The organism is Microbacterium sp. R1 (assembly GCF_015159725.1).
Lineage (GTDB): Bacteria > Actinomycetota > Actinomycetes > Actinomycetales > Microbacteriaceae > Microbacterium > Microbacterium oxydans.
Genome location: NZ_JADDUD010000002.1, coordinates 190,783 through 207,118, shown reverse-complemented (window position 1 = coordinate 207,118; position 16,336 = coordinate 190,783). Strand labels below are relative to the sequence as shown.

Here is a 16,336-nt window from a genome sequence, read left to right as displayed (position 1 = left end):
CGCTGCGATGTCATGTCGACTCTCACGTCGGCATCAGATCACTGGGGAAGCAAAACATGGGGAACAAGCGTGTTCTGAAGCGCGCCCGAAAGACCGTCATCGCGACGGTCGTCGGAGCCTTGGTCGTCAGCGGGCTCGTGTCGTTCGGTGGTGGAGCCGCCGTGGCTGCCGACGCACCGCCGACGTTGCCACCGCTGCTGCAGCGTGATGACAACGTCGTCACGTCGGATCCGATTCCGACGGTGCAGATCGACAACGGGTACGTCTGGGCGCAGACGACCATCGGCTCGACCGTGTACGCCGTCGGCAAGTTCGACAACGCCCGCGAGCCGAAGGCGAAGCCCGGCACCGCGCTCACAGCACGGTCGAACGTGCTCGCGTACGACATCAACACCGGCGCGCTCCTTCCGTTCGCCCCCACGGTCAACGGGGTGATCAAGGCCGTCGCCGCCTCCCCCGACGGCAGCCGCATCTACATCGGCGGCTCGTTCAACAAGGTCAACGGCAAAGACCGGTGGAACATCGCAGCCATCGACGCGAAGACCGGCGAGCTCGTGCCCGGCTTCATCCCCTCCATCGGCGGATCAGGCGTCTACGCGCTGGCGACTTCGGGCACGAGCGTCTACGCCGGCGGTCTGTTCTCGCAGGCCAACGGCACCGCGCGGAAGAACCTCAGCGCGTTCAACACCGCCAACGGAGCACTCCTCCCCTGGGCACCTCAGACCGATCAGCAGGTCGACGCCCTCGTGATGGACCCGGCCGGGATCGACACGATCATCGGCGGACGCTTCTCGCAGATCAACGGCGACACGGGGCTGCGCGGCATCGGTGCCGTCGACAAGGTCACCGGCGCAGTCGACACCGCATGGGAGCTTCCCGACACGGTCAAGAACGGTGTGGGCACGGGCCCTTCCGCGGGAAAGTCCGGAATCTTCGGCCTCGCGACCGATGCCACCGGGGTCTACGGCACAGGCTGGGCGTACGCGAACGCCGATGTCGCCAACCTCGAAGGCACGTTCGCTGCTGAAGCCGGGACGGGCAAGGTCCGCTGGATCGCAGACTGCCTCGGTGACCACTACGGCGTCTACTCCACCGGCAAGGTCATCTACACCACCAGCCACACTCACGCCTGCAGCACCATGGGCCTGCACCCGGAGCAGTCGCCGCGCACACACCGCTACTCCGAGGCCTTCACCGCCGATGCGCGCGGGACGCTCGGAACTCAGCCGGCGACGCCTCAGTACAAGGACTGGGCCGGAACGCCCTCGCCCTCTCCCTACGTGTGGACGCCCGACTGGGCTGTCGGTACCACGACCGGACTCGGCCAGGCCGGGTTGTCGATCACCGGCACGGGCAACATGATCTCCATCGGCGGCGAGTTCCGCTCCGTCAACAACGGACAGTTCGAAGGGCTCGTCCGCTTCTCGACCACGCCTCCCGAGGGCCCGAAGGACGGCCCCCGCCTCGCCGGCGAGAAGTGGGTGCCGACCGCGACTTCGCTCGTCCCCGGCCGCGTGAAGGTCACGATTCCCGCCAACTGGGACCGTGACGACCTCACGCTCACATACGAGCTGCGCCGCGCCGGCTCGACCACGCCGTTGTTCACCACGAAGATGGACTCCACCTGGTGGAACCTGCCAGCGGTGACCTTCGAAGACACGACAGCGCCGGCAGGTTCACAGCAGCAATACACGTTCACGGCCACGGACAGCAACGGCCACACGGTTTCGAGCAAGACGACGACTGCCACGGTGGCCGAGTCCACTCCGGCGTACTCCAACGCCGTGCTCGCTGACGGCCCCGAGTTGTACTACCCATTGGGAACCGTCGCACAGGATGTGGCGGGAACGAACAGTCCGATCCTCCGCTCAGGAGCAACTCCTCAGTCGTCAGGTGTGCCGAAGGGCGTAGCCGGTGCGACAGCCCTCGACGGCACAGTGACCGGGCGAGTCGACACGACCACGAAGGTCGCGGCGCCCTCGTCGTTCTCGGCCGAGCTGTGGTTCCAGACCTCGACGACCAGCGGCGGGTTGTTGTTCGACTTCCAGAGCTCGGCCACCGTGCTCTCGAAGAACTTCGACCGAACCGTCTACATGTCAGACGACGGCCGCCTGAACTTCGGGGTCTACAACGACGGCACGAAGGTTCTCACGACCGCGACGGCATACAACGACAACCGCTGGCATCATGTCGTCGCGTCGGTGAGCCCCGACGGAATGAAGCTCTTCATCGACGGGAAGCTCGACGGACACCTCCCCGGAGTGACCAAGGCGCAGGACTACAACGGCTTCTGGAAGATCGGCAACGGCAACCTGACCGGCTGGGCGAACGCACCGAAGACGACTCCCCTCCTCGGCAACGTCGATGAGTTCGCGGTCTACCCGTATGGCCTGACCGCGGGACAGATCAAGACCCACTACAGCGTCGGAAACGGCTCCACAGCCCCCGTCGCCGCCTATACGGCAACGGCGACCGGGCTCGACGCGGCCTTCGACGCGAGCTCCTCAGTACCCCCTGGCTCTACGACGATCGCGGAGTACCGATGGGACTTCGGTGACGGTTCGACCGCGGCCGGCAAGACTGCGGCGCACACTTATGCGGCGCCCGGAACCTATGAGGTCAAGCTGACGGTCACCGACAGTCAGGGACTCGTGGGATCCATCAAGAAGCCGGTTGTCATCCAAGGAGCCAACGTGGCGCCCACCGCATCGTTCGCACTCTCCGCGTCGGCGCTGACCATCACAGCCGACGCCTCGGCATCGTCCGACTCCGACGGCACGATCAAGAGCTACAGCTGGAACTGGGGCGACGGCACGACCGGCGAGGGCGCGGCGGCGAACCACACCTACGCGACGGCAGGCACGCGCACCGTCACCCTCACCGTGACCGACGACCTGGGCGGCGTGGCAACCACCACCCGGGAAGCCATCGTGACGGCTCCCGCAGCGCTCGCGAGCGATGAGTTCGAGCAGCCTTCCACTCGCGGCTGGGGTAATGCCATCGTGGGCGGCGCCTGGAAGATCGCAGGTGGAACGACGACGACGACCACAGTCGCCGACGGTTTCGGGAAGCTGAATCTGGCCGCAGGCGACACCCGGCACGCGACGCTGAACACGCCGTCGATTCCGAGCCCGGCTCTGGAGACGACCTTCCGCCTCGACCAGGCTCCCGCCGCGGGTGGTGCCTACATCGGCGTCATCGCACGGGACTCGACCGCCGGGAAGTACCTCGTTCGCGCGTGGCTCCGCCCCGACGGAACGATCTGGCTCGTCGCGCACCGCGACGGCACCGTGCTCGCCACCCAGGCCGTGTCCGGGCTCGCCTTCGCGGCGAACACCTCGTACACGCTCAAGGTCACGGTGACGGGCACAGCACAGGCGTCGATCAAGGCGAAGATCTGGGCGACCGGAACGACAGAGCCGACCGACTGGCAGCTCAAAGCGACGGACAACACGCCTCTGCAGCCGGGGGGTGGGGTGGGCCTGAGCGGCAACCGCTCCGGTAGCTCGACTGCCGCGGCAATCGTGTCCTTCGATTCCTTCCGCGTCACCGCGGCCGAGTAGCGCTCGGGGACGGGCATCGTCCCTCCTCATGATTCAGCCGGCCTCGGCACCCGAGGTCGGCTGAATCGCATCCTGAGGATCCCCGGATAGGATGTTCAGCGCTTCGTCCTGCCGCTTCGGGGACCAGAATCCTCGCGCTGAGCAGTCGTCGATCGGTAAGGGGGTTGGGCGTGACAGATCCGTCGGCACCCTCGACGACCGAGGTCGGACCCTCGACCACCACCGCCCGGGCGGCCGACCGCGCCGCCGCCCTTCTCCGGTCCAACCGCCACCGTCGCCGCGTCCGCCGCTGGGTGGCGATCGGGACGATTCCGCTCACACTCGCCGCGCTTCTCTTCGTGGGCAAGCTGCTGAGCATGTACGCCTTCGCGCACCAGGCCATCACCGCCTACGTCGTCGACGACTTCGCCGGCGCTGAGGCCTCCGCGCGTGGACAGGACTTCCTCAACTGGTTCGAGCCGTACAAGGCGCCCTTCAACATCGGCACGGCACTCGGTGCGGCCGAGCAACTCCCCGAAGCCCGTGTCCAGCTCGAAGAGGCGCTCGACCTCGCGACCGGCCTCGAAGTGTGCGCGGTGCGGATCAACCTCGCGCTGATCATCGAACGCATGGGCGATGCGGCCCGTGCGGACGGCGACGGCACGGGCGCAGCGGCGCTCTACGGCGAGGCGCTCGGAATCACCGTCGACACCCCGGAGGAATGCCGCAGCGACGAGGCACAGCAGCAGTCCCCCGACCCGCAGCGCGACATGTCCGACTCCCTCGACGGCACGGCGGACCGGCTGAAGCAGAAGCAGCAGGAGGAGCAGCAGCCCCAACCGCAGCCACAGACCGGCGAGAAGGAGCAGCCCTCCGAGGACAAGCTGCAGGGCCTCCAGGACAAGCTCGAGCAGGGCACGCAGGAGCGTGACCAGCAGCAGGGCGACGACCCCGGTGGCTCGGGGACGGAGAAGCCGTGGTGAGCGACCACGAGAGGCAGCGCGCTCGCTACCTCTCGGGCACCGAGGGCGCTCCCCCCGTTCCTCCGCCCGGGGGGTATCGCGGGGCGCGTCGTGAGGCCTGGGGATCGACGCCCGCCCCGCCCGTGGCGGTTTCCATGCCTGCGGAGGAGTCGAAACAGCCCGCGAACGCCCTCGGCTGGATCGCCCTCACCGCATCCATCCTCTTCGCGCTCATCCTGCTCGGCACCTTCGTCGCCGGCGGCACCGATCTCCTCTACGGGGTCACGATGCTCGCACTGCAGCTCGTGGTCGCCGGCGTGATCATCGCGGCGCTTTTCTCCGTGCGCGGACGGAAGCTCGGGGCGATCGGCCTGGTCATCGCGATCCTGTTCAACGTCGCGACGGTCGGCGGCATGAGCGCACTGCAGACCTCGGCCTCGGGCAACTACGAGGGCACGAAGACGGCCGCCCAGAGGCACGCGGAAGCCTATCCCGGGATCAAGGGCACCGATCCGCAGAAGGCGTTGTCTCAGCAGTCGCTCGACGAGGTGCGTGCGCAGACCGAGACGCTGTTCGCCGACATCCGGGCGCGACTCACCGACGAGTTCGGCTTCACCTGGACGCAGGTGGGCGATGAAGACCTGCGCCCGGAGCGCAACGGCTACGGCGGGGAGTCGATGCTGGTCGAGTTCACCTCCGCCGCCTGGGCGACCAACGAGCCTGTCCAGGGCTACGACCGAAAGCGCGCCGTGATGGCCGTGATCAGTGAGGTGGTCGTCGACCACGGGCTGTGGGACCTGTACTCGTTCAATGATCCCGCGGTGTCGGGCATCGACCCCGCGATGATCGCGAAGCTGTACGGCAGCGACGACCCGCGCACGCAGACCACGTGGGAGTACTACACCGAGAACTTCCCCGACCCTCTCCGCTTCTACGCCACGATCAATGACCTCTCGAACGATTCGGACGGCGGCTTCCGCACGGCACGGGAGGCGCAGAACGCGCGCACCGGCGAGCCGCTGGAAGGGCTCCAGCTGACGGCGATCGCGAGCGGGGTGCTCAGCGAGGCGGATCGTGCCGAGTTCCAGGAGAAGCTGAAGGACTACCCCGGCTTCGAGTGAAGCGCTCGACGGCCGTTCAGGAGCCGAGGGTCAAGAGCATCCGCGCCACCACGTACCTGGCGTGGCCGCGGGACGTGCGCGGGTCATACCCGAGCGCATCGACGAGCACGCTCAGGCGTTCCTGCACGCTGGAGTGGTGCCGCCCGAGCCGCGCGGCTGCGGCGCGCACGCTCCGTTCCTCGCTGACGGCGTCGAGAAGCTCCCGACTGCGCTCATCGAGTGCCGCGAGTGCCGCCGCATCAGGGTGGAGGGGCCCCCGCCCCGCAGCCTCGGCGACGAGCAGCAGACCACCGAGGTCGGCGGCATCGACCACCGGCTCCTCCGGGCTGGTCAGTCGCACGGCCACGAGCGCCGACGCCCACGACGCGGGAAGACCCTCCGCCGGGCCGACGATGCCGAGCCCCAACCGCAGGTCGACACGGTGCGGCCAGGCATCGACGGGCTGCATCTCGGCGTCGAGGATCGTCGCTCGCGTCAGGCCGTGCCGGGTGGCGACGACAGCCGAGGGATGCACCGGCAGCGGAGCGGGGTCGGGAGGAGAGGCGACGAGCCGCAGGGAGTCCGCAGCGATGCGGAGTCGAGGCAGTGCCGCTGCCCTCTCCTCCGCACCGGCATAGGAGCTGATGGCGAGTTCGACCGCGCTCTCGGGGCCGACCGATCGGCGCGCCCTGATGATCCCGAGGGCGAGACTGAGCCGTTCCAGGATCATCGCGTCGTTCGTGTGCGCATCGCCTTCGCGCTCGATCCAGGCGACCGCATCCGGTCCGCTCTCCCGTACCGGCCAGGAGTGAGACGGCTCGACGGGATCGATGCGCACCCCGTCGGCCCGCACACGCATGATCTGTCTGCCGTCACGCTGTCCGACGGTCGCGCCGCTCAGCACCGCCGCACCTCGCAGCATGCTCTCGACACCCACGGAGCGGGCGACCAGGGCGTCGAAGTAGGTGACGACCTTGAGCGTCTCGCTCGCATCCGGGTCGAGGGCGGTGAGACGCCCCAGCAGATCTTGCATGTCGGGCTCCATCGCACGGGGATTCCACCCTATGGGGTGGGAGTTCCCTCTTCCGGTCGACGCGGGCTCAGGAGAGCAGCCGGTTCACCCAGTCGTCGCGGGCGGCGAGCATGGCCTGCGCGACGGCCGTGTGCGGAGCGAACATGTCGAAGCCGTGGAACCCCCCTGCCCAGACGTGCAGTTCCGCCTGCACCCCGGCCTCCCAGAGCTTCGTGGCGTAGGCGACGTCCTCGTCGCGGAACACCTCCGCGCTGCCGCAGTCGATGAAGGCGGGCGGCAACCCGCTCAGGTCGGTCGCGCGCGCCGGGGCGGCGTACACGGAGACGTCGTCCGTCCCGACGCGATCGCCCAGGAGCGCGGTCCACCCCGTCACGTTCGAGCCCCGGTCCCAGACGCCGATCCCGTCGATCTGGCGCGTCGACACGGACTCGTCTCGGTCGTCGAGCATCGGGTAGATGAGCAGCTGGCCGACCAGTTCAGGGCCACGTCGATCGCGGGCGAGAAGGGCGGTGCCCGCGGCCAGCCCACCCCCGGCACTGCCTCCGCCGATCAACAGCCGGGAGAGGTCGATGCCGAGCTCCTCGGCGTGCTCCGCGGTCCACAGCAGGCCCGCGTAGCAGTCCTCCACCGGGTACGGATCCGGGAACTCGGGGGCGAGCCGATACTCGACGGTGACGATCACGCCGTTGAAGCGCTCCGCCCAGTCGAGGAAGCCGGCCACGCCGAGCCAGCGGTTGCCGATGATCATGCCGCCGCCGTGCGTGTGGAAGAACCCGGGGCCGGTGCCGGTCCTGCCCTCCTTCTCGATCACGGAGACGACGATCTCATCGCCACCATGACCCGCGATCGAGACGTCCCGTCGGGTGAAGCCGCGATCGGCGAGCACCGCGAAGATCTCGTCCTCCCCGCTCACCGGCGACTGGCGCAGCAGCGGGATCATCTCTGCCGTCAGGGTCGGCGGCAGCTGGTCGGCGACGAGGGCGAGAGCGGCCTCGAGCTCCGGGTCGAACGGCGGTCGCGCCAGGGTGGTGTCGGTCATCAGAACTCCTTTGTCCTCGGCCGCCATCGCAGCGGCTTCCCGCCAGCCTCGTGCACACCGCACCCGAGGGTAACCCGCCAGCCGAGGCCGATCCTGCGCCGTGCGTCCGCCGAGTGGCGGGTTCTCCTGCGCCGAGGGTGAGGACTCCCTTGAAGGGCATCGACGCCCTGGCTAGCCTGGCGCCACAGGGAAGGAGTGCACGCATGATTCGAGTACTCGACGAACAGCAGGCCTATGAGCTGCTGACCACGACCACGATCGGGAGGATCGGCTTCGTCCACGAGGAGCGGGTGCAGATCTATCCGGTGAACTTCGCGCTGTCAGGGCGCGATCTGGTGCTGCGCACATCGCCCGAGGGCGTCCTCGCCGATCTCACGCGAGAAGCCGCCACGCCGGCCGCGTTCGAGGTGGACTACCACGACCCGCTCGGCAGCACGGCATGGAGCGTGCTGGTGCACGGCACACTGTCTCGGGTGGCGGACGACGACGTCGCCGGCGTCGCCGCGCGCGTCAATCCGTGGGCGGGAGAGGATCGCGATCTTCCCCTCGCCCTCCAGATCGAGAGCATCGCCGGACGCAGCGTGCGCCGCGAATCCACGCGGGGGAAGATCTGAGCCGACCGCTGTGACGTCCTCCTGCTGAACGCGTGATCAGGAAGCGAGCGCCAGCCCCGCGGCGAGCGCGAAGCCCAGCACGGTCGCGAGTCCCGTGGATTCCTTGGCCTTGGACTGCGCCTCGGGGACCATCGAGTCGACCAGCATCACCAGCAGCGCCCCGGCTGCGAAACCGCTCGCCGCCGAGCGGAAGTCGTCGCCCGTGATGCTCGCGAGGCCGAACCCCGCGACGGTCGCGAGCGCGCAGACCACGGCCACGCCCGCCCACAGCAGCAGCACCCGCGACTTCGCCATGCCGCCTTCGAGCAGGTCGGCAGCCGAGCCGATCGACTCCGGCAGGTTCGAGACCAGGATGGCGACCACGAGCGCGATGCTGACCGGCTCACCGGATGCGAGTCCGATGCCGAGCACGAGCTGCTCCGGGATGCCGTCGAGCAGGGCGCCCACCGCGAGCTGTCCTCCGCCGGCCTGCTCCTTGGTCTTCGCCGCTCGGGCATCGAGGATGCGGTCGGCGATGTAGTAGCTGATCGCTCCCGCCGCGACACCCACCACGAGAGGGATGGGACCGGCGAGGTCGAGCCCTTCCTCCCACAGCTCGAAGGCGATCGATGCCATGAGAGCGCCGGCGCCGAAGCCCAGCACGATGCCGAGCCACTTCGGCGGCCACGTACGCAGCAGTGCGAGCACTGCACCGACGAACAGCGGTGCTGCTGCCACCGCGCCCCACAGGATTGCTGCGCCCATGTCCGACCTCCGTGCGCCTACTCTCCCACTTCGTCGCGCCTCCGCCGGCCCAGCCTCGGCGAAAACGGAGACGTGTCGCGCGTACCGCGGCGAGCCGCACCATGACACACCGTGTCGCGGGCGATGCTCCTCCGTTTTCGCATGGCGCGCGCACCGCCGATGCATAGGATGACGGGAACGGGAGCGAGGCGGAGATGCACGACAGACCGACCGAGGTGCTGCGCGTTCCGGCGTTCGCCCTCTTCTGGTCGTCGTCGACTCTCGGCGCGTTCACCGGCTCCGTGACCGCCGTCTCCTTCCAGGTCCTGATCGTCACGACACTGGGGGCCTCTGCGTTCGAGATCGGTCTGCTCAACGCCGCGAACGTCGTGCCGTACCTGCTGTTCGGGCTCATCGTCGGCGCCCTGATGGACCGCTGGCGGCGCAAGCCCGCCATGGTCATCGCGAGCATCGGCCGCGCGCTCACGCTGGGTCTCGTGCCGGTGCTGTGGTTCACGGGGACTCTGTCCGTGTGGTCGTTCGGCGCCCTGCTCCTGCTCTACGGCGCGCTCACGCTCATCGCCGATTCCGCTGCGCAGCCGATGCTGCCCCGCCTCGTCGGCCGCGATCAGCTGTTGGCGGCGAACGCGAGACTCGGTCAAGCAGGCACCGTCGCCCAGACGACGGGGCAGGCCTTCGGCGGCGCACTCGTCGGCTGGCTGGGGGCACCGTTCGCCATCCTGATCGATGCCGTCGCGTACGTCGTCAACGCCGTTCTCCTGAGCCGCATCCGTGTCGAGGAGGTGAAAGCGTCACGCCGCACCGACGGCCGGCACCTAGGGCACGACATCATGGAAGGCCTGCGCTGGACCTACTCCCACCGAACGCTTGCGCCCATGGCCGTGTCGGTGAACGTCTGGTTCCTGGGCAACAGCATCGCGCTGACGGCATTCGCGCCGTACGCGCTGCGAGAGCTCGGCGTCGGCGCACTGCTGTTCGGCGTCGTGCTCGCGATGGGTGGGCTCGGCGGCCTGATCGGGGCACTCCTCGCCCCCACGGCGGGTCGCCGGTTCGGAGTCGGCGGCGCGGTCCTCGCGGGGCGCCTGCTCTCGGCACTCGCGTGGACGACGGTTCTCGTCATCCCGCACGCCGAGAACACGACGCTCCTCGTCGTCGCCATCCCCCTGGGCGTGGGGCAATTCCTGTTCGGCCTCGGGATGGGGGTGGAGGATCCGAACGAGATGGGATACCGCCAGGCGGTCGCCCCCGACCAGATGCAGGGACGGCTGAACGCATCGATTCGCACCGTGAACCGCGTCACCTTCCTCGTCGGGGCCCTGATCGCCGGCGGTCTGGCGACGGCGTACGGCTATCGCGTGACGATCGCGGTCAGCGTGGTCGTCTTCCTCGTGGCGGCGATGATCGTCCTGTTCTCGCCGCTGCGCACCGCACGCCACGAGGATTCCGCTCAGTCGGGGTAGCTTCGTCGCAGCTCACCGGGCCGTGCCCGGCGAAAACGGAGACGTGTCCGGCGTGCCTCGGCGTGCCTCACCACGACACACCGTGCCGCAGCCGGTGCTCCTCCGTTTTCGCCGGAGGCCACACCAGACGAAGCCAGACCAAACGAGACCAGACGAGCCAGCTGAGGCGAGACGGGGCGACACGCCGCCCGCGGATAGACTGGGAGCCATGTCCAAGGTCCTCCAGTCCCTGCCCGTCGGCGAGCGCGTCGGCATCGCCTTCTCCGGAGGACTCGACACCTCCGTCGCCGTCGCTTGGATGCGCGAGAAGGGTGCCGTCCCCTTCACGTACACGGGCGACCTCGGTCAGTACGACGAGGACGACATCGCCTCGATCCCGGGCCGCGCGCTGGAGTACGGCGCCGAGGCGTCGCGCCTGATCGACTGCAAGACCGCCCTGGTCGAAGAGGGCTTCGTCGCCCTGTCCTGCGGGGCCTTCCACATCCGCTCCGGCGGCAAGACCTACTTCAACACGACGCCCCTCGGACGCGCGGTCACCGGCACGATGCTGGTGCGCGCCATGAAGGAGGACGGCGTCGACATCTGGGGCGACGGGTCCACCTACAAGGGCAACGACATCGAGCGGTTCTACCGCTACGGCCTGCTCGCCAACCCGCGCCTGCGCATCTACAAGCCGTGGCTCGACGCCGACTTCGTCACCGAGCTCGGCGGCCGCAAGGAGATGAGCGACTGGCTCGTCGCCCGCGACTTCCCGTACCGCGACTCCGCCGAGAAGGCGTACTCGACCGACGCGAACATCTGGGGCGCGACGCACGAGGCGAAGACGCTCGAGCACCTCGATGTCTCGCTCGAGACCGTCGACCCGATCATGGGTGTGAAGTTCTGGGACCCCTCGGTCGCGATCGAGACCGAAGACGTCACCGTCACGTTCGAGGCGGGACGTCCGGTCGCGATCAACGGCGTGGAATACTCCGACCCGGTCGCCCTGGTCATGGAGGCGAACACGATCGGCGGACGCCACGGCCTCGGCATGAGCGACCAGATCGAGAACCGCATCATCGAGGCGAAGTCGCGCGGCATCTACGAGGCACCCGCCATGTCGCTGCTGTTCATCGCCTACGAGCGCCTGGTCAACGGCATCCTCAACGAAGACACCCTCGCCACCTACCACGAGCAGGGGCGACGCCTCGGTCGCCTCATGTACGAGGGACGCTGGCTCGAGCCGCAGTCGCTCATGCTGCGCGAGTCGATCCAGCGCTGGGTCGGCCTCACGATCTCGGGCACCGTCACCATCCGCCTCCGCCGCGGCGACGACTGGACCATCCTCGACACCGTCTCGCCGAACCTCTCGTACGGCCCCGAGAAGCTGTCGATGGAGCGTGTCGGCGATGCAGCCTTCGGGCCGGTCGACCGCATCGGCCAGCTGACCATGCGCAACCTCGACATCGCCGACTCGCGCGCACGCCTCGAGCAGTACGCGGGACTCGGCCTCGTCGGAGGTGCGACCGGCGAACTGGTCGGCCGCGTGACCGCCGGGGAGTCCAGCGAGATCACCGAGTCCGTCCAGGGCTCGATCTCCGAAGCCGACGAGACGTTGGCCGACGCCGTCGACTCGGCCTCCGAGGGCGCAGCCTTCGACTCCGGCACCGACTGACACGACGACGGATCCACCGATGCGCCGGCGCCCTCGGGGTGCCGGCGCATCGTGCTTTCAGAGGTGCGGCTCGGGATCAGCGCGCTCGCGCCGCGGTGCGGTCGACGACACCCGGCAGCACATCGTCGAAGAGGATCACCAGGGCGGCCCGGACCTGCACCGCATCACGACGGACGATCGCCTCGCGGATCTCGCGCGTGGACCTCTCGTTCGCCGCCCAGTCGAACGACCCCGCAGAGCGCTGCGTGAAGCGCCGGATCTGCGGCCCGAGCAGTTCGATCACGGACTCCCGCAGGGCATTCCCCTCGAGACGGGCGAAGCCGATGGCGATGGTGCGCAACGCGACTCCGTAGGCCAGGACATCGCGCGCTCGTCCCGCGGCGGACATATCGTCGGTCAGCTCCACGAGATAGGCGACGTCATCCTCCTGGACGTGCGGCATCGCATGGCGCACCGAGCCGATCCAGCTGTCGCCGAAGAGGGCGATGGCATCGCGGATGTGGTCGAGATCGAGCGGCGCCACGCGGGTGGCGCCGTTGCGGTGCATCTCGACGAGCCCTTGTTCCGCCAGGCGCGCCAGGGCATGTCTGACGGGCGTGGCGGAGGCCCCCAGGCTCTCCGCCAGCTCCGCGTCGCGAAGGCGCTCCCCCGGCCGCAGCTCACCGTCGACGATCGCATCCCGCAACCGGCGATAGACATCATCGCTCTTCGTTCGGCGTTCCCGCACGACATCGATGCCTGCCAAAGCACACTCCCCCTCGACCACAGCGGTCCCCCACCACTTGAAAACGGTCGACACTCGCGTACCGGACGCTCACGCGTCCGAGACCGGCGCCATCCCCCGTGCGCGCTCACGCGCAACGCGTAACATAACACGCTTGGCTCCGTGACGGCTGCGCGGAAGCGGCACCTGAGGACGCTCTCCGAATGTGAAGAATAATCTTGCACAGCTATGTGCATGATCCGTAGCATGAGGTCATGACCACTCGTGCACCTCGTCGCGACGCCGTCGAGAACCGCGCCGGCATCCTCTCCGCCGCGCGCTCGACCCTGGCCGTCCAACCGCACGCCTCCATCGACGTCATCGCTCGTCGTGCCGGGCTCTCGCGTCGCACCCTCTACGGACACTTCGAGGACCGTGACGCCCTCATCCGGGAGCTCATCTCCAGCGGCACTCAGCGGTTCAACGCCATCGCCACCTCGATCGACGACATCGACGCCCGTCTCGCCCTCGCCCGCCTCGCCGCTCTGCTCTGGCACGAGGCCGCGCACGTGCAGGTGGCCGCGGCTCTCGCTCTCGATGAAGCGCACGTCGAGCACACGGCCGCCGCGCTGGCCCCGTTGCGCCGCACGGTGTCGGCACTCGTGCGACGCGGTCAGGACGACGGCAGCTTCCGCACGGACCTCGCCGCCCCCACCCTCGCGCGCCTCATCGAGGAGATGGCCCGCACCGTGATCTCGCGCACGGACGCGACCAGCACGGGTGCGGCTGACGTCGCCGTGCGGACCGTGTTGAGCATCGCCGGCCTCTCCTGGCGCGAAGCTGACGAGCTGCTCGCCTCGCACCCCGACATCGCCGCGGCCGCCGCTCCCACAGACTCCCCCATCGATCCGGAGGACCGCGCATGAAGATCTCGCTGCGCGATGTGAGCAAGGGCCGCAACGGCCAGGCGCTGCCCCCCATGTCGCTCGAGTTCCACACCGGAGCAGTGCGTTTCGCGATCGCCGAGACCGAACAGCGACCGACCGTGCTCGGCTTGATCGCGAGCGGCCGCATGCGTCCGGAATCCGGGCGCGTGAGCATCGACGACGCGGTCGACGCGAAGTCCCTGCGTCGACGCGTGGCCCTGGTCGACGCTCCGGATGTCAGCGACCCTCATCCCGACGTCGCCCTGGTCGGCGTCGTCGAGGAGGAGCTCATGTTCGCGGGCCTCGGCGCCACCCCGCTCCACGCACGGCGCTGGCTCGCTCGTCTGGGGTACAGCGAGCTCGCCGCCGCCCCCATCGGCACCGTCGATCCGGCGGCACGCGTGCGCATCCTGTGCGAGCTGGCCGTGCTCCGCTCCGGCGTCGAGGGCATCGTGCTCGTGTCGCCCGACCGTCACGGCGGCAGCCCCGATGGATGGTGGCGCATCGCCACGGAGTTCGCCGACCGCGGTTACGCGATGCTCGTGATCGTCGGCGGATCCGCTGCCGTGGCCCTGGAGCGGATGCACGAGTTCGACGCGATCAATGCCTCCGGACCGGTCGAGCCGCTCGTGTGGGACGAACCGGCGGACGATGCCGTCCCCGACATCGCGGACACCCACGCAGACGAGAACGGAGGCACGCGATGAAGGTTCCCGCCATGATCGCCGCCGAGCTCCGACGACTGACAGCGAGCAGGATGGGCATCATCGCCCTGGTCGCGCTGATCTGCGTGCCGATCCTCTACGGCGGTCTGTACCTCTGGGCGAACCAGGACCCGTACGCCAAGTTCCCCGAGGTTCCCGTCGCCCTCGTGGTGGACGACGAGGGCGCGCCCGCACCCACGACCGGCACGGAACCCGCGACGGGCGAGATCGTCAACTACGGCGAAGACGTGGCGGAGAACCTGATCAAGGGCAACGCGTTCGACTGGCAGCTGATGTCGGCGGACGAAGCCTCGGAAGCACTGCGCCACGGCACGGTCGACTTCACGGTGACGATTCCCAGCGACTTCTCCTCGGCCCTCACCTCGGCGGCGGGAACCGACCCGCACCAGGCGCGCATCGATCTCGAGACCAATGACGCGAACAACTACCTCGCATCGTCGATGGGCACGCAGGCGGTCGAGAAGATCCGCAGCTCGGTCGCCGAGATGGTGGGCAGCCAGGCCGCAGAGCGCCTGCTCACGGGCCTGAGCGACGTGCGCGACAAGCTCATCACGGCGACGGACGGCGCCACCAGGCTCGCCGACGGCGCCGGCACGGCGGCGACCGGGAGCATAACTCTGGCGGAGGGCACCGCGAAGCTGGCCGACGGCACGGCGCAACTCGCGACCGGGGCGCAGAGCCTCGCGAGCGGAGCCCAGCAGGTGAGCGCGGGCAACCGACAGCTCGCCGACGTCGCCGACCGCGCGGGGTCAGCGGTGCAACAGGCCGCGAACGCCTTGCCGCAGGTGCGCTCCGACATCGCGAACGCGCTGGCGCAGCAGGGCCTCACCCCCGAAGAGATCGACCAGGTGCTCGCCCGGCTCGATCCGCTGGGCGCGCGTCTGCAGGAGGGGAACACGCAGGTGCAGGCCGCGGTCGGCAAGGTCGATCAGCTCGCTGCCGGCGCCGCATCCCTCGCCGCGGGTGCGAACGAGCTCGCCTCCGGCGCCGGCACGGTCGCCACCGGCGCCTCCGCGGCGAACGACGGCGCGACGCAGCTGCGTGACGGACTGGCCACGCTGGCCTCCGGTACGGCCGAACTGCGCGACGGGCTCGCCCAGGGGGTGGACGCGATCCCCGCCTCGACACCCGACCTGCGTGCCCGTCAGGCCGACACGATCGCCGATCCCGTGAAGGTGTCGAGCGACAAGGTCGCCTCCGCGGAGGACTACGGCGCCGGGCTCGCCCCGTTCTTCGCCGCACTGTCGGCGTGGATCGGCATCTACGCGCTCTTCCTGATCGTCAAGCCGATCTCACGGCGGGCCATCACGGCCCTCCATTCCCCCGTCCGCATCACGCTCGCCGGCTGGCTCACCCCTGCGATGCTCGGCGCGGTGCAGATGCTCGGGCTCATGGGAATCCTCGCCGTCACGCTCGGCTTCACGTTCGACCACCCGCTCGGAACCCTCGGTGTGATGATCTTCGCGTCGGCCACCTTCACGGCGATCATCCTCGCGTTGAACGTGTGGCTCGGCTCGGTCGGACAGTTCCTCGGGCTGGTGCTCATGGTGCTGCAGCTCGTCACGGCCGGTGGGACCTTCCCCTGGCAGACGCTGCCGGCACCACTCGCCGCCCTTCATCATGTGCTGCCGCTGGGATACGTGGTCGATGCGATGCGCCAGCTGATGTACGGCGGCGACTACGCGCGGGCCGGGTGGGATCTGGCAGTGCTCGGAGTCTGGCTCGTCGGTGCGCTGCTGCTCGCGATGATCGGGGTGACCCGGATGACGCACCGCCGCACGCTGCGGGATCTGCAGCCGAGCCTGATCGGGTGATCGGTCGGGCGCTCGCGGCG

The 16,336-nt window shown here is 69.0% G+C and carries 13 protein-coding genes; 9 read left to right on the top strand and 4 right to left on the bottom strand.

Annotated features, from left to right (window positions below; genetic code table 11):
• The first annotated feature begins 56 nt into the window (after positions 1 to 56).
• The 3 genes from ILP86_RS12810 (at position 57) to ILP86_RS12800 (ending at position 5,625) form a co-directional block, all read left to right on the top strand.
• Positions 57 to 3,563 (top strand): PKD domain-containing protein, encoded by a 3,507-nt coding sequence (locus ILP86_RS12810; RefSeq protein WP_193762136.1) that lies wholly within the window; start codon positions 57 to 59, stop codon positions 3,561 to 3,563.
• Positions 3,564 to 3,733: 170 nt separating this feature from the next.
• Complete coding sequence (locus tag ILP86_RS12805) at positions 3,734 to 4,525, top strand: hypothetical protein (protein WP_193762135.1); 792 nt, start codon at positions 3,734 to 3,736, stop codon at positions 4,523 to 4,525.
• Entirely contained in the window at positions 4,522 to 5,625 is a 1,104-nt protein-coding gene (locus ILP86_RS12800) for a hypothetical protein (RefSeq protein WP_227751224.1), read from the top strand. The genes ILP86_RS12805 and ILP86_RS12800 overlap by 4 nt, the downstream gene beginning before the upstream one ends.
• Before the next feature lie 16 nt (positions 5,626 to 5,641).
• Here the strand turns inward: ILP86_RS12800 and ILP86_RS12795 are convergent, their stop codons facing one another.
• The gene (locus ILP86_RS12795) at positions 5,642 to 6,637 is read right to left on the bottom strand and encodes a hypothetical protein (protein WP_227751223.1); all 996 of its coding nucleotides are present in this window, start codon (positions 6,635 to 6,637) and stop codon (positions 5,642 to 5,644) included.
• A 67-nt stretch (positions 6,638 to 6,704) separates the two neighbouring features.
• Complete coding sequence (locus tag ILP86_RS12790; protein ID WP_193762134.1) at positions 6,705 to 7,676, bottom strand: alpha/beta hydrolase; 972 nt, start codon at positions 7,674 to 7,676, stop codon at positions 6,705 to 6,707.
• Positions 7,677 to 7,879: 203 nt separating this feature from the next.
• Between ILP86_RS12790 and ILP86_RS12785 the strand changes: the two genes are divergently transcribed.
• A complete protein-coding gene (locus tag ILP86_RS12785; RefSeq protein ID WP_046748050.1) occupies positions 7,880 to 8,290 on the top strand; it encodes a pyridoxamine 5'-phosphate oxidase family protein in 411 nt (136 codons plus the stop codon).
• A gap of 36 nt (positions 8,291 to 8,326) precedes the next feature.
• Here the strand turns inward: ILP86_RS12785 and ILP86_RS12780 are convergent, their stop codons facing one another.
• Positions 8,327 to 9,034 carry a ZIP family metal transporter gene (locus ILP86_RS12780; protein WP_046748049.1) on the bottom strand — a complete coding sequence of 236 codons (708 nt, stop codon included), beginning with the start codon at positions 9,032 to 9,034 and terminating at the stop codon, positions 8,327 to 8,329.
• A gap of 194 nt (positions 9,035 to 9,228) precedes the next feature.
• Between ILP86_RS12780 and ILP86_RS12775 the strand changes: the two genes are divergently transcribed.
• Both ILP86_RS12775 and argG read left to right on the top strand, forming a co-directional pair.
• Positions 9,229 to 10,494, top strand: coding sequence for an MFS transporter (locus ILP86_RS12775; protein ID WP_141368099.1), 1,266 nt, complete (start codon positions 9,229 to 9,231; stop codon positions 10,492 to 10,494).
• 208 nt (positions 10,495 to 10,702) lie between these two features.
• Complete coding sequence (gene argG / locus ILP86_RS12770) at positions 10,703 to 12,148, top strand: argininosuccinate synthase (RefSeq protein WP_113680344.1); 1,446 nt, start codon at positions 10,703 to 10,705, stop codon at positions 12,146 to 12,148.
• A 76-nt stretch (positions 12,149 to 12,224) separates the two neighbouring features.
• Here argG and ILP86_RS12765 read toward each other — a convergent pair whose 3' ends face one another.
• A complete protein-coding gene (locus ILP86_RS12765; protein WP_113680357.1) occupies positions 12,225 to 12,893 on the bottom strand; it encodes a GntR family transcriptional regulator in 669 nt (222 codons plus the stop codon).
• A gap of 233 nt (positions 12,894 to 13,126) precedes the next feature.
• On the opposite strand from ILP86_RS12765, the gene ILP86_RS12760 reads away from it, so the two are divergent.
• The 3 genes from ILP86_RS12760 to ILP86_RS12750 are packed head-to-tail and all read left to right on the top strand — an operon-like array spanning position 13,127 to position 16,316.
• Positions 13,127 to 13,777: a TetR/AcrR family transcriptional regulator gene (locus ILP86_RS12760; RefSeq protein ID WP_193762133.1), complete on the top strand. Its 651-nt coding sequence runs from the start codon at positions 13,127 to 13,129 to the stop codon at positions 13,775 to 13,777.
• On the top strand, positions 13,774 to 14,484 hold the full coding sequence (locus ILP86_RS12755; RefSeq protein ID WP_193762132.1) for a hypothetical protein: 711 nt from the start codon (positions 13,774 to 13,776) through the stop codon (positions 14,482 to 14,484). Before ILP86_RS12760 ends, ILP86_RS12755 begins: the two co-directional genes overlap by 4 nt.
• Positions 14,481 to 16,316: a YhgE/Pip domain-containing protein gene (locus ILP86_RS12750; RefSeq protein ID WP_193762131.1), complete on the top strand. Its 1,836-nt coding sequence runs from the start codon at positions 14,481 to 14,483 to the stop codon at positions 16,314 to 16,316. Before ILP86_RS12755 ends, ILP86_RS12750 begins: the two co-directional genes overlap by 4 nt.
• Positions 16,317 to 16,336: the final 20 nt, after the last annotated feature.